At 59.1% G+C, this 16742-nt stretch carries 16 protein-coding genes and 2 pseudogenes; 9 read left to right on the top strand and 9 right to left on the bottom strand.

Annotation, left to right across the window (positions count from 1 at the left end; all coding sequences use genetic code 11):
• Positions 1-75: 75 nt before the first annotated feature.
• The 4 genes and pseudogenes from umuD to ACYF6X_RS05070 form a co-directional block, all read right to left on the bottom strand.
• Positions 76-510 carry a translesion error-prone DNA polymerase V autoproteolytic subunit gene (umuD, locus tag ACYF6X_RS05085; RefSeq protein WP_033635060.1) on the bottom strand — a complete coding sequence of 145 codons (435 nt, stop codon included), beginning with the start codon at positions 508-510 and terminating at the stop codon, positions 76-78.
• A 188-nt stretch (positions 511-698) separates the two neighbouring features.
• Positions 699-878 (bottom strand): annotated as a pseudogene (locus tag ACYF6X_RS05080) (SOS response-associated peptidase family protein); the annotation flags it as partial.
• Positions 879-1180: 302 nt separating this feature from the next.
• Positions 1181-1552, bottom strand: a complete 372-nt coding sequence (locus tag ACYF6X_RS05075) for a hypothetical protein (protein ID WP_126171699.1) — start codon at positions 1550-1552, stop codon at positions 1181-1183.
• 217 nt (positions 1553-1769) lie between these two features.
• Positions 1770-1955: pseudogene (locus ACYF6X_RS05070) on the bottom strand (S24/S26 family peptidase); the annotation flags it as partial.
• Between the two features lie 313 nt (positions 1956-2268).
• On the opposite strand from ACYF6X_RS05070, the gene fdhD reads away from it, so the two are divergent.
• Genes fdhD through ACYF6X_RS05055 form a run of 3 tightly spaced genes read left to right on the top strand, consistent with a single transcriptional unit; the run spans position 2269 to position 5084 of the window.
• A complete protein-coding gene (fdhD, locus tag ACYF6X_RS05065) occupies positions 2269-3111 on the top strand; it encodes a formate dehydrogenase accessory sulfurtransferase FdhD (protein ID WP_130017244.1) in 843 nt (280 codons plus the stop codon).
• 58 nt (positions 3112-3169) lie between these two features.
• Positions 3170-4087 carry a bestrophin family protein gene (locus ACYF6X_RS05060; RefSeq protein WP_063990370.1) on the top strand — a complete coding sequence of 306 codons (918 nt, stop codon included), beginning with the start codon at positions 3170-3172 and terminating at the stop codon, positions 4085-4087.
• Between the two features lie 34 nt (positions 4088-4121).
• On the top strand, positions 4122-5084 hold the full coding sequence (locus tag ACYF6X_RS05055) for a Dyp-type peroxidase (RefSeq protein ID WP_130017243.1): 963 nt from the start codon (positions 4122-4124) through the stop codon (positions 5082-5084).
• Positions 5085-5111: 27 nt separating this feature from the next.
• Here ACYF6X_RS05055 and arsC read toward each other — a convergent pair whose 3' ends face one another.
• From arsC to ACYF6X_RS05040, 3 genes are all read right to left on the bottom strand, one after another.
• A complete protein-coding gene (arsC, locus tag ACYF6X_RS05050; protein ID WP_130017242.1) occupies positions 5112-5543 on the bottom strand; it encodes a glutaredoxin-dependent arsenate reductase in 432 nt (143 codons plus the stop codon).
• Between the two features lie 14 nt (positions 5544-5557).
• Positions 5558-6847, bottom strand: coding sequence for an arsenic transporter (locus tag ACYF6X_RS05045; protein ID WP_130017241.1), 1290 nt, complete (start codon positions 6845-6847; stop codon positions 5558-5560).
• A gap of 69 nt (positions 6848-6916) precedes the next feature.
• Positions 6917-7243 (bottom strand): metalloregulator ArsR/SmtB family transcription factor, encoded by a 327-nt coding sequence (locus tag ACYF6X_RS05040; protein ID WP_107226420.1) that lies wholly within the window; start codon positions 7241-7243, stop codon positions 6917-6919.
• 150 nt (positions 7244-7393) lie between these two features.
• Here ACYF6X_RS05040 and ACYF6X_RS05035 point away from each other — a divergent pair, with 150 nt between their 5' ends.
• The 4 genes from ACYF6X_RS05035 to ACYF6X_RS05020 all read left to right on the top strand — a co-directional run bounded on the left by ACYF6X_RS05035 (position 7394) and on the right by ACYF6X_RS05020 (position 10364).
• Positions 7394-8503, top strand: a complete 1110-nt coding sequence (locus tag ACYF6X_RS05035; RefSeq protein ID WP_130017240.1) for a YbdK family carboxylate-amine ligase — start codon at positions 7394-7396, stop codon at positions 8501-8503.
• A gap of 95 nt (positions 8504-8598) precedes the next feature.
• A complete protein-coding gene (locus ACYF6X_RS05030) occupies positions 8599-8778 on the top strand; it encodes a hypothetical protein (RefSeq protein ID WP_004935085.1) in 180 nt (59 codons plus the stop codon).
• A 213-nt stretch (positions 8779-8991) separates the two neighbouring features.
• Positions 8992-9588, top strand: coding sequence for a hypothetical protein (locus ACYF6X_RS05025; protein ID WP_063990373.1), 597 nt, complete (start codon positions 8992-8994; stop codon positions 9586-9588).
• Positions 9589-9590: 2 nt separating this feature from the next.
• Positions 9591-10364, top strand: a complete 774-nt coding sequence (locus tag ACYF6X_RS05020; protein WP_063990374.1) for a DUF3307 domain-containing protein — start codon at positions 9591-9593, stop codon at positions 10362-10364.
• Positions 10365-10412: 48 nt separating this feature from the next.
• On the opposite strand, the gene mgtA is transcribed toward ACYF6X_RS05020, so the two are convergent.
• Entirely contained in the window at positions 10413-13112 is a 2700-nt protein-coding gene (gene mgtA / locus ACYF6X_RS05015; protein WP_063990375.1) for a magnesium-translocating P-type ATPase, read from the bottom strand.
• Between the two features lie 243 nt (positions 13113-13355).
• Entirely contained in the window at positions 13356-14054 is a 699-nt protein-coding gene (locus ACYF6X_RS05010; protein WP_025303346.1) for an MgtC family protein, read from the bottom strand.
• A 113-nt stretch (positions 14055-14167) separates the two neighbouring features.
• Between ACYF6X_RS05010 and ACYF6X_RS05005 the strand changes: the two genes are divergently transcribed.
• Positions 14168-14392, top strand: coding sequence for a hypothetical protein (locus tag ACYF6X_RS05005; RefSeq protein ID WP_130017239.1), 225 nt, complete (start codon positions 14168-14170; stop codon positions 14390-14392).
• Positions 14393-14554: 162 nt separating this feature from the next.
• Positions 14555-16738 carry a glycoside hydrolase gene (locus tag ACYF6X_RS05000; RefSeq protein ID WP_130017238.1) on the top strand — a complete coding sequence of 728 codons (2184 nt, stop codon included), beginning with the start codon at positions 14555-14557 and terminating at the stop codon, positions 16736-16738.
• The last annotated feature ends 4 nt before the right edge of the window (positions 16739-16742 follow it).

Raw genomic sequence — 16742 nt, 5'->3', positions numbered from 1 at the left:
TGAACTGGAAACTCAGTAGAGAGGTCACGCCAACGAAAAGATCGGGCAGAAAAAAAATGAAAAAAAGGGCCGAAGTCACCGCGCCGCGTAGACGATAAAGGTCACCACGCCGAAGATCTCCAGCTGCGCCTCGTCGTCGAACACGATCGGCGCGTAGGCGGGATTCATCGGCAACAGCCGCACGTCGGGGTGGCGCTGCAGTTTTTTGACGGTGAATTCGCCGTCCACCGCGGCGATCACGATATTGCCGTGCTCCGGCGTCAGGGCGCTGTCGACGATCAGCAGATCGCCGTCCTGGATATTGCCGTCGATCATCGATTCGCCGCTGGCGCGCACGAAATAGGTGGCGTTGGGGTGCCGCACCAGCAGCTTGCCGATATCCAGCCTGCTCTCGACATAGTCCTGCGCCGGGGAAGGAAAGCCGCAGGCCACGCGATCGGCAAACAGCGGTAACGTCAGGGGTTCACCTGGTGAAAAAGCATACAACCTTGAATTGCTCAGCATAATCATAACCAAACTGTATATTTATACAGTAAAGCATAAACAAAACGCGAACGCGTGCAACCCCCAATCCCCCTGCGGATCGCGCTTTCCCGCGTAATATAATAATTTTCTGAGTGATTTTTCCTGCAGCTTTTGGCATTCTTCGCGTGTGTTTACACACATGATACCCACCAAAACTGTGGATAATGCGGCACTCAGACCGTTGGCGTATCGATGGGCAGGATGAGTGAGGGATTGTCATTGCGAACGGCGCCGACGGCGGGCGATACCGGTTGCCAGACGAAATCCTCTGCCTGCAGGCTGTACACGTCAGCCTGCATTTGACCAGAGGGCGGGACTAAGCGGGTGTCGAGCCAGTCGCGCGCGGCCCTCGGTCTCTGCTGCGTACAGCGCCGCAAAGAACAGCGGCAGGCCTTGCCTCACGGGAGGAACGGCGGACGGCCTTACAAAATGACGCCAATAAAATTGCGACTGGCAATGGCATCAATGGGACGGCCAGAGACGAAAGTCAGTACGTTATGCCAGGAGCTTGGGATAACCCGACAAACGCTGTACCGCCACATTTCCCCTGATGGTCCACTGCGAGCTGACGGTATAAAGCTGCTCAACCGAGGATAATTTTAGCGGACGGAAAAATCTGGAGTTCCGGCGTAGAACCCCGAATAAGGAATAATCCTTAATTCATTTCAGGATTATTAATTCCATCTAAAACCTCTCGGCAATATTCTTTTTTATAGGCTTCATCATTACTTAATGACTTAACCAAAAAATCAGCATTTTTCCAACCATTATCCCAATGCGTATCGAATCCTGACTGTTCATACTTTAATGTTCTAGTTAATGAGTCTTTTATTTGTTTTTTATATTTATCAATTTTCTCATTGGTTGCCCCACAAACATCATGTGCAACACGAGCATTTGAGCCAGAAAAACCTATTGCTGAAATTGCCATCGCTTCGTTTGATTTGTCGAAATCATTCGCATATGCCACAGCATTAGATAAAGCGAATATGACAAGAGCAGGTATGGTTTTTTTGTATGAAATCATCTTTTACCTCTAACTCATTGATTGTTCATGGGGTCAGTTTGGATATCGAAAATTATTGTACATTAAGGCTGCTTTTTAATCAGTCTCAACTTCTTTCTTTATAGAAGGCCTGAATGCGACAAACTTGGGAAGTACTGTAGCCTGTCGCGTCTGCTGTTTCTCGGATACTCAGTTTCTTAATCTGTCGGTAGTGCCTGATCCATCCTGCACGCTCCATCTCGCCGCTGGCGCGCACGAAGTAGGTGGCGTTGGGGTGCCGCACCAGCAGCTTGCCGATGTCCAGCCTGCTCTCGACATAGTCCTGCGCCGGGGAAGGAAAGCCGCAGGCCACGCGATCGGCAAACAGCGGTAACGTCAGGGGTTCACCTGGTGAAAAAGCATACAACCTTGAATTGCTCAGCATAATCACAACCAAACTGTATGTTTATACAGTAAAGAATAAACAAAACGCGAATGCGTGCAACCCCCAATCCCCCTGCAGATCGCGCTTTCCCGCGTAATATAATAATTTTCTGAACGATTTTTTTTTACGCCTGCTAAGCGTTTCACCGCCCCTTGCACACACGTTATCCACCAAAACTGTGGATAACCTGGTGGGGTCGCCGGCAGGGTGTCATTCCCTACACGAGCGGGATCAGGATCCTGTATAATCCCCACACCTGCTAATAAGAATTCACTCCCGTCGGCGCCTCGTCACCGACGGTCACGAGAACGTTATGAATAAGCACCTACTCCTCGCAGAAACCGACGATATCAAACAGGAATGCCTGTCGCGCCACGCGGTCTGGCAGCGCAACGATCTGGCTCAGGCGCAGCAGGATTGGCTGGCGGAAGAAGTGCCGGTCGCCCTGGTGTACAACGGCATTTCCCACGTGGTGATGATGGCGACGCCGAAAGATCTGGCGGCCTTCGCCATCGGTTTTTCGCTGTCCGAAGGCATCATCGCCTCCCCCGACGATATCTACGATATCCGTCAACAGCCGGCCTGCAACGGCATTGAAGTGCATGTGGAACTCTCGAGCCGCCGCTTTATGCAGCTGAAAGAGAAGCGCCGCAGCCTGGCCGGCCGCACCGGCTGCGGCGTCTGCGGGGTGGAGCAGCTGCAGGAGGTCGCCCACCCCATCGCGCCGCTGCCCTTCACGCAACGCTTCGATTTGGCCCTGCTCGACCGAGCGTTGGCGCAGCTGCAGGAGGTGCAAACGGTGGGGAAATTGACCGGCTGCACCCACGCGGCGGCCTGGATCCAGCCGGACGGCGCGCTCAGCGGCGGATGTGAAGACGTTGGGCGCCACGTGGCGCTCGACAAACTGCTGGGTTACCGCAGCCAACAGGCCTGGTCACAAGGGGCAGCGCTGGTGTCGAGCCGCGCCAGCTATGAAATGGTGCAAAAATCCGCCATGTGCGGCGTCGAGATCCTGTTCGCCGTTTCCGCCGCCACCCGCCTGGCGGTGGAAGTAGCCGAACGCAGCAACCTGACGCTGGTGGGCTTCAGCAAGCCGGGGCGCGCCACCGTCTATACGCACCCGCAGCGGCTCTGGCCATCGACGACGGCGGCCTAACGCCGCCGGATAAGAATCGACTATTCTCAATAGCAGGACACCAGGAAGCACCCACGTCATGATCATTCGCCCGAATCAGAACTGGTTTTTTCGCCTGTTCGCCTGGCACGGTTCCGTGCTGTCAAAGATCACCTTTCGCCTGTCGCTGAACGTGCTGATGTCGATAGTGGCGGTGATCAGCTATCAATGGTACGAACAGCTCGGCGTGCATTTAACCATCGCGCCGTTCAGCCTGCTGGGTATCGCCATCGCCATTTTTCTCGGCTTTCGCAATAACGCCGGCTACAGCCGCTTTGTCGAAGCGCGCAACCTGTGGGGCTCGCTGCTGATTACCGAGCGCTCCCTGCTGCGTCAGATCAAAAGCCTGCTGCCGGACGAACCGGCGGTGCATCAGAAGGTCGCCAAGCTGCTGATCGCCTTCAGCTGGAGCCTGAAGCATCAGCTGCGCGCCACCGACCCGACCGCCGATCTGTACCACAATCTCAGCAGTAAAGAGCTGGCGGAGGTGATCGCCAGCCCGATGCCGACCAACCGCATCCTGCTGATGTTGGGCCAGGAGATCGGCAAGCTGCGCCGACGGGGGCTGTTGAGCGACATCACCTTCGAGCTGCTCGACAACAAGCTGAGCGAGCTGTCCCACGCCCTCGGCGGCTGCGAACGGCTCGCCAGCACGCCGGTGCCGTTCGCCTATACCCTGATCCTGCAGCGCACCGTTTACCTGTTCTGCAGCCTGCTGCCTTTTGCCCTGGTGACCGATCTGCATTACATGACACCGTTTGTTTCGGTGTTCATTTCCTATACCTTCTTATCCTGGGACTCGCTGGCCGAAGAGCTGGAAGATCCATTCGGCGTGTCGGCCAACCATCTGCCGTTAAACGCCATGTGCAACACCATCGAGCGCAACCTGCTGGAAATGAACGACCAAAGCCCGCTGCCGCCGCCGATGAAACCCGACGAGCACTTTAATTTGATCTGATTGATTTCACCCGAACACACTGGAGCCGAATGCAATGAATGCAAATAACAATCCGCCGCAAGCCGTATTCACGCCGGTGACGCGCCATGCCATCTTCATCGTCGCCACCCTGTCGCCCGTTCCCGCCCATCTGGCGGCGGTGCGCGCCTGGTGCGGCGACATCGCCGCCGTGGTACGTTCGGTCGGCAAACGCGCGCCGGCGGGCAACCTCACCTGCGTCTGCGGCTTCGGCTCCGAAGCCTGGGATACGCTGTTTGGCGCGCCGCGCCCTCGCCAGTTGCATCCGTTCAGCCCGATCGGCAGCGGGGAACGCGTCGCCGTCGCCACGCCCGGCGACATCCTGCTGCATATCCGCGCTGATGAAATGGATCTGTGTTTCGAACTGGCCTCGCAGCTGGTCGGCAAGCTCGGCGACGCCGTGACGGTGGTCGAAGAGGTGCACGGCTTCCGTTACTTCGATCAGCGCGCCATGATTGGCTTCGTCGACGGCACGGAGAACCCGGAGGGGCACGAAGCCTTCGACTATACGGTGATCGGCGACGAAGACGCGGCGTTCAGCGGCGGCAGCTATGTGCTGGTGCAAAAATACCTGCACGATATGCAGGGCTGGAATTCGCTCAGCGTGGAAACGCAGGAGAAGATCATCGGCCGCCATAAGCAGTCCAACATCGAGCTGGATGAAGCGGTCAAACCGTCGTCATCGCACAGTTCGCTGACCACCATCACCGACGAGCAAGGCAACGAGGTGAAAATTCTGCGCGACAACATGCCGTTCGGTCGCCCCGGCCTGCGCGAATTCGGCACCTACTTTATCGGCTATGCGCGCTCCCCGCAGCCGATCGAGCAGATGCTGGAAAACATGTTCATCGGCCGCCCGGCCGGCAACTACGATCGGCTGCTCGATTTCAGCCACGCGGTGAGCGGCACCCTGTTCTTCGTGCCTTCCGCCCCGCTGCTGGAAGCGCTGGCCGATCGCAGCGGCGCCGAACTGCACTGATTTTGCCAGGGCGCAGGGCCGCAGCGATCAGCCTTTGGTTATCCTGCGGCCCTGCGCATCGATCACCGGCTCCCCATCCTCTTTGCTGAAGGCCCCGCGCTGCGGATCCGGCAGAATATCCAACACCGCCTCCGATGGCCGGCACAGACGCGTGCCGAGCGGTGTCACCACAATGGGTCGATTGATCAGGATCGGCTGTTGCAGCATGAAGTCGATCAGTTGCTCATCGTTCCAACCGGTCTCGTCCAGTTTCAACTCGGCGTAAGGCTCGACGTTTTTACGCAGCAACGCGCGCGGTGTCATGCCCATCTCGGCCAGTAGCGCAACCAACCGTTCGCGGCTGGGAGGCGTTTCCAGATACAAAATCACCTCGGGCTCAGCGCCGCTGTTGCGGATCAGCGCCAACGTGTTGCGCGACGTGCCGCAAGCCGGGTTGTGATAAATCTTGATACTGCTCATGACAGTTTCTCCGGTTAGGGTAAAACGGACAGCCGCAGCGCCAGCGCGGCCAGGGTGACGAACAGGATCGGCAGCGTCATCACCAGCCCCACGCGGAAATAATAGCCCCAGGTAATGACGATGTTCTTCCTTGCCAACACATGCAGCCACAGCAACGTGGCCAGGCTGCCGATCGGGGTGATTTTGGGGCCGAGATCGCTGCCGATGACGTTGGCGTAAATCATCGCCTGCTTGATGACGCCTTCCGCACTGCTGCCGTCGATTGACAACGCCCCCACCAGCACCGTTGGCATGTTATTCATGACGGAAGAGAGAAACGCGCTCAGGAAGCCGGTGCCGAGCGTCGCCGTCCATAGCCCCTGCCGCGCCAGCACGTCCAACACGCCGGAAAGCAGTTCGGTCAAGCCGGCGTTGCGCAGCCCGTAGACCACCAGATACATGCCCAGCGAGAAAATCACGATCTGCCAGGGTGCCCCGCGCAGCACTTTACCGGTATTGATCGTCCGTCCACGTTTCGCCACCGCCAACAGAATCAGCGCGCCGCAAGCAGCGACCAAACTTACCGGCACACCGAACGGCTCCAGGGCGAAGAAGCCAATCAGCAACAGTGCCAATACCGCCCAGCCGGTTCGGAAAGTCGCACGATCGCGAATCGCTTCTTGGGGTATGGGTAAACGCGTCAACGCGTAGCGCCGCGGAATATCCTTGCGAAAGAACAGATGCAACATCACCAGGGTCGCCGCCACGGCGGCAAGGTTGACCGGCACCATCACCGCCGCATACTCCGTAAAGCCCAGCCGGAAGAAATCCGCCGAAACGATATTCACCAGATTGGACACCACCAGCGGCAGGCTGGCGGTATCGGCGATAAAGCCCGCCGCCATGACGAAAGCCAGCACCGCCGCAGGGCGAAAGCCGAGCGCCGACAGCATGGCGATCACGATCGGCGTAAGGATTAACGCGGCGCCGTCGTTCGCGAACAGCGCCGCCACCACGGCCCCCAGCAGCAGCATGTAGGTAAACAGCCATCGGCCTTTGCCGTTGCCCCAGCGCGCGACGTGCAAGGCGGTCCAGGCAAAGAAGCCGCTCTCATCCAGCAGCAGGCTGATGATGATGACGGCGATAAAGGTTGCAGTCGCATTCCAGACTATCTGCCACACCACGGGAATATCGCCGACGTGCACCACGCCGCTCAGTAATGCCAATCCCGCGCCGAACGCTGCGCTCCAGCCGATGCCCAGCCCTCTCGGTTGCCAGATCACCAAGGCCAACGTCAGAATAAAGATCGTCCCTGCCACTATCATCGCCGTCTCACTGCCTCTTCAAATTAACATATATGTTTTTTCAAATGTGTTTGCGCAAATTTTTTACCGTTACGGGCAGCCTTTCGCTACGCGTTGCGCCAACGCCATCATCTGTTCTGGCCGGCACTGATAAGCCTGCTCAATAATCCCCGCCGTCCAGGCCGGCATATGCGGTGACAGGCGATAATGTATCCACTTGCCATCGCGCCGATCGAGCAACAGCCCGCTTTCACGCAACATCGCCAGATGCCTTGAAATTTTGGGTTGCGGCAGCGCCAATGCGCCCGACAACTCGCACACGCACAGCTCGCCGGCGTGTCGCAGCAACAGCACCAGCGTCAGACGCGTCTCGTCCGACAGGTTTTTAAACAACTTCAGCGGCGTCAATGACGTCATGTCGCACTCCCGTTAACCTTATCTTCTTCACAAATCGCTCGTGAAGATACCACCTTCATATTCGAAAAAACAAATATAAAACACAAAGCGTTGTCCCCCTCGCCGAGGCATATACTTATCTTTATGCCGTTCTTGCAGGAAGGAGGCACCATGCCGCTCACATTCAAACGTTCGCAAAGGCTCTCCATCGGCACTGAAATAGAGCTGCAGCTGGTCGATGACGAGCACTACGATCTTACGGATCGGGCCGATCGGGTGATCAGCGCGGTCGGCGACCGCCGGCGCGTCAAACATGAGCTCACCAAATCGATGGTGGAGCTGAACAGCTCGGTGCACCGCGATCTCGGTGAGCTGCACGCCGAACTACGCGCCCTGACCCATACCGTCCGGCGCAGCGCGCAGCGCCTGGGCTGTGACGTCTGCGGCGGTGGCCGCCACCTGAGCAACGACTGGCGCAAGCAGGTCATCAGCGACAGCGCGCGCTACAGGCAGTTGGCCAGCCGCTTTGGCTACCTCTCCAAGCTGGCCTGCGTGTTCGGCCAACACATTCACCTCGGCGTCAACGACGGGGACGAGGCGATGTACCTGTGCCATGCGCTGACGCCCTATTTTCCGCAGCTGATCGCGCTCAGCGCCTCGTCGCCGCTGTATCAGGGCGTCGACACGCACTTTGCCAGCTCCCGTTTCAGCGCGCAGAATTCCTTCCCCAACTACGGATGCCTGGAACACATCTACAGCTGGCGCGAATTCAACGCCTACTACGAACGGCTGAACGCCGCCGGCGTGATTGAAAGCGTCAAGGATATTTACTGGGATGCGCGGCCAAAACCGGAGCTGGGCACGGTGGAGATCCGCATCTGCGATACGCCGCTGCGCCTCGCGCACGCCGTGCTGCTGGTCGGTTACTGCCGCCTGCTGGCTGATTTTCTGTTGCAACACCGCTCGCCGATCGCGCCGGAATACGATGCCTTCACCCATTACAACAAGATCAACGCCTATCGCAGCGGTTTCGCCGCCGAATACGTCGATCCCGCGACGCTGCGCCGCAGCAGCCTGACCGCTCACATCCTGCACACGCTCGAAGCGCTGAGCGGTTTCGCCGAGCGACAGGAGGATCGGGCCGTGCTGCAGGCGGTCGAGCGTCATGTCCGCCAGGGCATCAGCGATTCGGAGCATATCCGCCAGATGTTGCACAACGGCCTGCCGCAGGCTCAGGTGATCAAGCGCCTGTGCGACGAGCTATTGCAACCGGCAAGTTAAGTTTCAGCTATCGATTCCATACGCTAAAGCCACTGTTCATTATGTGCTCTTTCGCTACAATCGTGAGCACAGACATTCACCGTATCGAGGACACCATGTACAACTTCTCCCGCTATCAGGCAAAAGAACTGGCGCTGGCTTACATGAGCGGCAAAAAACACGATCTGTCGCCGCAGGAATTTTTGCAGCAGCTGAAAAGCAGCGAACGTTCGTTTGAGCACCTGCTGAAACACGGCAGCGAAATGCCGCGTGACGTTCTGGTTAAAAGCTTCTGAACGGCCGGTCGCCGGCCATTTTCCCTCTACGCCGCCGGTGGCGAGCCTGACAGGCCCGCGCATTCCCGGCCGTTCATCCCCCACTCCTCGCCCTGCCTCGTTTCGTCTTCACAGGCGAAAATCTGATAAATTCGCATCCACAGGCGAATTATTGACATATTCGTATCCAGGTGCGAATTTATAGTCATCCCTCTGCACACAACGGAACACGCCATGCCGATGCCAATCAGCGTTATCAGCGGCGATCTGGTCGATTCTCGCCGGTCAGACACCGTCAACTACCTCAATGGGCTGCATCGCCTGCTCGATCGGCTGCAGCGCGACGGGCGGCTGCATCAGGTGGAAATCTTTCGCGGCGATGCCTTCCAGGCACAGGCCGCCCCGGAGGACGGGCTGTTGCTGGCGGTGTACATTCGCCTCGCGCTGCGGGCGATGGGCGCCGCACACTGGGATGCGCGCATCGCCATCGGGCTGGGCAGCCAACGGCCCGACGCCACCGGTTACGGCAGTGCCTTTATCAACTCCGGCAGCGCGCTGGACGCCATGGTAAAAAATTGTCGGCTGGCTCTGAAAACCGACAACGATCGGACAAACGCCATTGTCAGCGATCTGCTGCCAATGTTAGATCATGTGATTGGCCACCTGTCACAGGCCGAAGCGCGCATCGTCCAGACGAGAATGTTCGCCGACAGCGGCGCCGCCGTGGCGGACCAACTGCAGAAAGCCGCCTCCACGGTTTCCGCCGCGCTAAAACGCGCGGCCTACGAGGAAATAATGCGGTTTATTCACGCCATTAACAGGATCGTCTGACTATGGATCTGACCTATGCGCCCTTGCTGGCCTGGCTGTTGCTCGTCCACCTGCTGGCGGATTTTCCGCTGCAGCCGCTGAGTTGGGTGGAAGATAAAATCCAGCATCGCGCACGTTCACGTTTTCTGGTGTTGCACGCATTGCTGCACGGAGTGCTGGCCGCTTGGGTGGTGGCCGGTTTCGGCCTGCTACACGGCGGGCTTTCTTCACTTCAGGTGCTGGCCAGCCTGCTGGTCATCGCCGTCAGCCACTACCTGATCGATTTGCTGAAAGTCACCGCGATGAACCGCCTGAGCCCGGCCCGCAGTTTCCTGCTCGATCAGGGATTGCATCTGGCGGTGATCGCCTTGCTGTGGCTGGGGCTGACGCCGAATGCCGGTGAACTGATCGCCGCGCTGGGGCGGCAACTGGGGCGTTGGCAAACCGGCCTGGTGCTGGTGGCCTACAGCCTGATTTATCTGCCGATGAGCCTGCTGATCGGGCAACTGCTGGCGCACTGGACGCCGCAAATGCCGCCTTCGGCCAAGGCCGACAACGACTCGCTGCTGCGCGCGGGCAAACAGATTGGCTATCTGGAGAGAACGCTGATCCTGACCTTTGTGCTGCTGGGGCAAATCCCGGCGATCGGTTTTTTGCTGGCGGCCAAATCTATCTTCCGTTTCGGCGATCTGCGCCAGAGCGACGATAAGATGCGCACCGAGTATGTGCTGCTCGGCACGCTTTTTTCCTTCACGCTGACCATCATGCTCGGCCTGCTGGTCAACAAACTGCTGTAGCGGTGCGGGGGCGAAGAATTTCGCCCCCGAAGTGAATACCGAGACGGCTTAGAGCCACTCGCCGAAGCGGCGGATGTAGAAACGCTTCATCAACTGCGCGACCACGCAGTAGCTGACCAGCGTAGCGGCCAACCACGGGAAGTATTCCCACGGCAGCGGCTGCAGGCCAACCAGGGCGCCGAGCGGCGAGAACGGAATGTAGATGCCGAGCGCCATCACCAACCCGGTGGTCAGCAATACCGGCAGCGCCGCGGTGCTCTGAATGAACGGAATCTTCTGGGTGCGCAGCATATGCACCACCAGCGTTTGCGACAGCAACCCCTCAATGAACCAACCGGACTGGAACAGCGCCTGGTGTTCCACGCTGTTGGCGGCGAACACGTACCACATCAGCGCATACGTCGTGATATCGAAGATTGACGAGGTCGGCCCAATCCACAGCATAAAGCGCCCGATGTTTTTGGAGTCCCACTTGCGCGGCTTGCGCAGGAACTCTTTGTCCATCTTGTCCCACGGCAGCGACAGCTGGGAAATATCGTACATCAGGTTTTGAATCAACAGGTGGATCGCCAGCATCGGCAGGAACGGGATGAAGGCGCTGGCCACCAGCACCGAGAACACGTTGCCGAAGTTGGAGCTGGCGGTCATGTTCAGGTACTTGATGATATTGCCGAAGGTCTCGCGCCCTTTGATCACCCCCTCTTCCAACACCATCAGGTTCTTTTCCAACAGGATGATGTCCGCCGACTCCTTGGCGATATCGGTGCCGGTGTCGACCGAAATGCCGACGTCGGCATCGCGCAGCGCCGGCGCATCGTTGATGCCGTCGCCGAGGAAGCCGACGGTATGGCCGTTGGCCTGCAGCATTTTCAGCACCCGCGATTTTTGCAGCGGCGTCAGCTTGGTGAAGACCGTGCGCTGTTCCACTTCGCGCGCCAGCTCTTCGTCATCCATCTGTTCAATCTGCAGCCCGGAGAGCGGTTCACCCGGCTCCAGCCCGACGTCGCGGCAAATCTTGCAGGTGATCACCGGGTTGTCGCCGGTCAGCACCTTCACCGTCACGCCGTTTTCCTGCAGCGCGGCGATCGCTTGCTGCGCACTCTCCTTCGGCGGATCGAGGAAGGTCAGCAGCCCTTGCACCACCATGTCGCGCTCGTCGGCCACGCTCAGCGGGTCGGCCGGGCGTTGCGCGTCCAGCTCGCGCGTCGCCAGCACCAGCACGCGGAAACCGTCTTCGTTATACTCGCGGGCCAGCGCCTGCAACGCCGCACGGCGCGCGTCGTCCAGTTCCAGCGTTTTGTCGCCTTCACGCACGTGAGTGGCGATCTCCAGCATCTCCTCTACCGCGCCCTTACAGATCAGCTGCTGCTTGCCATTTTCGTCCGCCACCACGATCGACAAACGGCGGCGCACGAAGTCGAACGGCAGCTCATCCACCTTGCTAAAACGCCCCAGGGCTTCGATCCCCGGTTTGCCGCGCCCGAAGCGGATCACCGCCTGGTCCATCAGGTTCTTCATGCCGCTCTGATGGAAGCTGTTCAGCCAGGCCAGGTGCAGCACCTCGTTATCCCTCGCGCCAGTGACGTCGATGTGATGCTCGAGAATGATGCGGTCCTGGGTCAGCGTGCCGGTCTTGTCGGTGCAGAGCACGTCCATGGCGCCGAAGTTCTGAATGGCGTTCAGGCGCTTCACCACCACCTTGCGGCGCGACATGGCGATCGCCCCTTTCGCCAGGTTGGAGCTGACGATCATCGGCAGCATTTCCGGCGTCAGGCCGACCGCCACCGCCAGGGCGAACAGCGCCGCCTCGCTCCAGTCGCCTTTGGTGAAACCGTTGATCAGCAACACCACCGGCACCATCACCAACATGAAGCGAATCAGCAGCCAGCTAACGCTGTTCACCCCGCGATCGAACGCGGTTTGCGCCCGCGAACCGACGATCGATTTAGCCAACGAGCCGAAGTAGGTGCGCCCGCCGGTTGCCACCACCACCGCCGTAGCGGTGCCGCTGGCGACGTTGGTGCCCATCAGGCAGATGTTGGAGAGCTCAAGCAGCGCGTTCTCGCTGGACACTTCCCCTTCGCTCGACTTCTGCGCCACGTTGCCCATCGCATCGTATTTCTCAATCGGGATCGCTTCGCCGGTCAGAATCGCCTGGCTGATGAACAGATCGCGCGAAGCGATAAGACGCACGTCGGCCGGCACCATGTCACCGGCGGAGAGCTGGATGATATCTCCCGGCACCAGTTCGCGGATCGGCACTTCCAGCGTCAACGGATGCGCACTGTAGCTGCTGCGGCGCAGCACCGTGGCGGTGGTGCGCACCATCGACTTCAGCGCTTCCGCCGCCTTGTTGGTGCGGTACTCTTGCCAAAAACGCAGCAGCCCGCTCAACGTGACCATGGTCAGAATGATAATAACGCCGGTGAGTTCAGTTTCTTCACCGCTCTGGCGCGGCAGCCAATAATCGGTAAAGAAACTGATCGCAGCCAGCACCATCAGCACGAAGATAAACGGGTTGTTGAAAGCCTTGATCAGCTGAATCAAGGCATGCGGCGCCTTATCGTGGGCGACCTGGTTGGCGCCGAACTGCTCCAACCGTTCATCGGCGTCGTCCTGGGTCAAGCCGTTGCGGTTGCACTTTAGGTTCGCCAGCGTTTGGGCGATGCTGTTGGTCGCCTCTTGCGCAATGGCGTAGGTCACCGCGTCTTTATCACGGCGACGCGTTCTTTCATTAATCTGAGTCATAACGCTATTCTCTTATTTTCGTTCTGCGCACAGGGAGATCCCGCCCGATAAACAGGTGACTCTGCGCAGAGTGGAATTTTTTAATTAGCGTGACTGAATAACGTGATTACCCTGTCAGCCACGCAGAAATCATTTCCCTTCCGGGGTCATCGTCCATAACGCCTCCTTAATGCTCCGCGTTATTCAGGCGTGCCTGAATAAACCTGAACATATAATCAAGTTAGTAAATATTTATATCATTAATCAGACCGGTAATTCGGACGCGACGCGCCAGCGAACGGCACTCACGCTTTTTTCCAGACTGACACGGCAGACAATACCTTCAATTTCTTTTTGCGCAGCCGGTGTAGCGGTAATTTCCGCGCACACTTCCAATTGACCCGGGCTGGAAATATCGGCGCTGCGCAAGGATTGCAACCGCAAGGCGACGCCGTTCAGCGCCTGCAGAATCAGGGTGCGCACCAGAATTTCATCCTGTTCGCCGCAGGTCACCTGAATGCGATAGCACAGTTCCAGATCGGTCGCCTGCTGGTGCGGCTGCAGGTTGATGCGCTGCGCGGCCTCGCGCAGCAGGATATTGGCGCACAGGATCACCAGCGTGGCGACCACCGCATCCCAATGCTGGCCCAGGCCGCACAGGACGCCGATCCCCGCCGAACACCACAGCGTGGCGGCGGTGTTGAGGCCGCGAATGTTCAGCCCTTCACGCATGATAACGCCGGCGCCGAGGAAGCCGATACCCGAGACGATCTGCGCGGCCACGCGGCCGGCGCTGGCCGGATCGGTGGACATGGAGCTGAGAATAAAGACTGCCGCGCCGGTCGCCACCAGCGCATTGGTGCGCAGGCCGGCCATACGTTGGCGCCACTGACGCTCGGCGCCAATCACCGCGCCCAGGCACATTGCCAGCAATAAATTTAAAACGAAAGGAGTCATAGCCATGACTGTCCCCTTAATTAACCGCAGGAGATAAAATCATGTGCTGTTTAGCACACGCAAAATCGCGCCGAAAATAAATCAGCGAATCAGCGTGCTGTGCCTGGAGGGAAAAGGCTGTGGCTGCAGAATACCATAATAACGTCCAACTCAATTCACCTGAAACCATCAGGCCTCAGGAAACATTTTTATTCGGGTATGCACAGCTCAGGAATAACTGGAGAGGGGTGCTGCCCGCCGATAACGGCAAGCAACAAATCAGAAGAGAATTGGTCAGCTTGCCTTATTTATTTTATTACAACTACAACTGTCCAATTGGGTTTCTCCACCGAAATTTTGGCTGAGTATAGTGACGTCGGGTAATGAAGTAAAGGCTAATTTATTAAACGAAAAATAAACTGAAATACCGCAATGATATTCCGATGTCACAAATAGAAGACGGCAACATTGGGCGGCAGTGCGCTTATCGGTAAACTGCCCTCCTTCATCTTTCAAGGACGCCCCCGATGAAACACCGACTTTCCCCGCTCGCGCTCGCGCTGCTCGTCAGCTTTCCCGCCGATGCCCTGTTGCTGCAGCAAGGTGACGCGCAGTTTGAACTCGATCCCGCCACGCTGCGCATTGCCGCCGGCGCTGTGCCGGTCAATCTGGCGCAGCCCGCGCAACCGGTGGCGGATCTCACCGCGTCGCCACAACGCGCCAGCTGGCGCTGGCCGCAGAGTGCGGTCAAGGTTAGCGCCAGGTTGGAGGACGGCGATCTGCGCCTGAGCTTCAGCAGCGAGCGGCCACAGCTTCTGACCTGGTATCGTCTGCCGCCGCAGGCGGAAACGCTGTTGCTGCCGATCGGCGAAGGCAGCCGCATTCCGCTCGACAACGCGGTCTGGCGCCATTACCTGACGACGGAAATGACGCCGCTGGATACCAACTGGGATCTGAAGCTGCCGCTGTGGAGCCAGCAATTCCAGGGCAAGGTCTACAGCTGGCTGATGTTGACGCCGTTCAGCAACCGGGTCACCTTCACCGCCGCGCAGGAAAAGCTGGAGATGCGCGCCGGGCATCAGTTCAACCGCTTCAATCAACAGCAGGCATTCGAGGTGCTGCTGCACGTCGGCGGCACGCCGCTGTCCGGCGCGCGCCGCTACCGCGACTATTTGCAACAAAACGGCCAGTTCAGCAGCCTGCGCGAGAAGATAAAGCAGGCGCCCGAAGGCGAAAAGCTGATCGGCGCCACCCATGTCTACCTGTGGGGCGATAAATTGCTGGCGGCGGAAGACGTCAAAGATTGGCCGGGGTTGCTGCACTACCTCGCCTCTCCCGCCGCCGAAGGGCTGCGGCAGAAGATGGATGCCGAGAGCAGAAAGCGCCTGCTGCAGCTGGCGGGCAAAACACCGGAGGGCTGGCAGCAACAGCCCCTGATCGACGGCATCAACCAGGCGTTGACGGCGCAAATCCCGCTGGGCGCCACGCCGGATGACGCCGATTTTCTGCAGGCGCAGCAGCGCCAGGCCGCTGCGGTTCAGGAGCGGGCGCAACAGGAACTGGGGCGCTGGTTAACCCCGGCGGACCGTTGGGGGCAAGGGCTGGCCAAACCGGTGATCGACGCGCTGCGCCAGGCCGGCTTACCGCGCCTGTGGTTGGGCACCGATAACTGGACCGCCGCCTTCCTGCACCCGCAGGCGGTGGCCGCCGCCAAGGCGGCCGGCTATCTGATCGCCAGCTACGACTCCTACGATACCGCCATTCCACGCGGCGTGAACGACAGCTGGCTCACCGCGCAACTGCCGACGGCGCTGCGGGAAAGTTGCGCCATCGTGCGCGCCGACGGCAGCAAGAAACCCGGATTCGGCAAACAGGGTTACTACCTCAACCCGGGCTGCGTCCTGCCCTATTCTCAACAGCGCATGCGCGAGCTGGTGCAACTGGCCGGGTTGAACAGCCTGTTTCTCGACGTGGACGGCACCGGCATGGTCTCCGACGACTATCAGCCCAACCACCCGACCGGCGCGGCGCAGATGGCCGAAGCGCGCAACGCCAGGCTGGCCTGGTTCAGCACCACTCTTAAGCTGCCGCTCGGCTCGGAGGACGGCAATGCGGTGACCGCCCGCAGCCTGATGTTCGCCCACGGCATGGAAACCTGGGGATTCGGCTGGGGCGATAAACAGATGAATCAGGATAAATCCTCGCCCTATTATCTCGGCGCCTGGTGGCCCAACGCCCAACCGGCGTTTTTCTTCCGCCCCGCCAAGGTGAAGCAGCCTTACCGCACCGTCGAATTCGATCCGCGTTACCGCCTGCCGCTGTACCAGGCCGTTTTCCACGATGCAATCGTCAGCAGCCACCACTGGAATTACGACAACCTGAAGTTCAGCGACGTTCAGACCACCCGCAGCCTGCTCAGCCAGCTGTATAACACTGCGCCGATGTTCCATCTGAGCCGCGCCACCCTGGCGGCCCGCCTGCCGGCAATCAAACGCGCCGACGCCGCCTTCCGGCCGCTGCATCAGGCCCTGTGGGACAAAGCGCTGACCGACTTCCGCTGGCTCGATCGGGACGGCTGGGTGCAACAGACGACGTTCAGCGACGGGTCGACGCTGACCGCCAACTTCAGCGCGCAGCCGGTCGCCGGCATCGCAGCCCACAGCCTGCGCGCCAAACTGGCCGACGGTCGCACGTTCGACGTTGCGCCTTAGCAAG

This window comes from Serratia sp. ID 25-353, assembly GCF_054792795.1.
Note: the sequence above shows the minus strand (reverse complement) of the source record. Positions and strands in the feature narration are given on the sequence as shown.

Coding starts and splice junctions, on each gene's coding strand:
- ACYF6X_RS05010 (WP_025303346.1), bottom strand. CDS start 14,054: ATGGCTATGACTCCTTTCGTTTTAAATTTATTGCTGGCAATGTGCCTG.
- ACYF6X_RS05020 (WP_063990374.1), top strand. CDS start 9,591: ATGGATCTGACCTATGCGCCCTTGCTGGCCTGGCTGTTGCTCGTCCAC.
- ACYF6X_RS05045 (WP_130017241.1), bottom strand. CDS start 6,847: ATGATAGTGGCAGGGACGATCTTTATTCTGACGTTGGCCTTGGTGATC.
- ACYF6X_RS05075 (WP_126171699.1), bottom strand. CDS start 1,552: ATGATTTCATACAAAAAAACCATACCTGCTCTTGTCATATTCGCTTTA.
- ACYF6X_RS05055 (WP_130017243.1), top strand. CDS start 4,122: ATGAATGCAAATAACAATCCGCCGCAAGCCGTATTCACGCCGGTGACG.
- fdhD (WP_130017244.1), top strand. CDS start 2,269: ATGAATAAGCACCTACTCCTCGCAGAAACCGACGATATCAAACAGGAA.
- ACYF6X_RS05040 (WP_107226420.1), bottom strand. CDS start 7,243: ATGACGTCATTGACGCCGCTGAAGTTGTTTAAAAACCTGTCGGACGAG.
- mgtA (WP_063990375.1), bottom strand. CDS start 13,112: ATGACTCAGATTAATGAAAGAACGCGTCGCCGTGATAAAGACGCGGTG.
- arsC (WP_130017242.1), bottom strand. CDS start 5,543: ATGAGCAGTATCAAGATTTATCACAACCCGGCTTGCGGCACGTCGCGC.
- ACYF6X_RS05035 (WP_130017240.1), top strand. CDS start 7,394: ATGCCGCTCACATTCAAACGTTCGCAAAGGCTCTCCATCGGCACTGAA.
- ACYF6X_RS05025 (WP_063990373.1), top strand. CDS start 8,992: ATGCCGATGCCAATCAGCGTTATCAGCGGCGATCTGGTCGATTCTCGC.
- ACYF6X_RS05000 (WP_130017238.1), top strand. CDS start 14,555: ATGAAACACCGACTTTCCCCGCTCGCGCTCGCGCTGCTCGTCAGCTTT.
- ACYF6X_RS05060 (WP_063990370.1), top strand. CDS start 3,170: ATGATCATTCGCCCGAATCAGAACTGGTTTTTTCGCCTGTTCGCCTGG.
- ACYF6X_RS05030 (WP_004935085.1), top strand. CDS start 8,599: ATGTACAACTTCTCCCGCTATCAGGCAAAAGAACTGGCGCTGGCTTAC.
- umuD (WP_033635060.1), bottom strand. CDS start 510: ATGATTATGCTGAGCAATTCAAGGTTGTATGCTTTTTCACCAGGTGAA.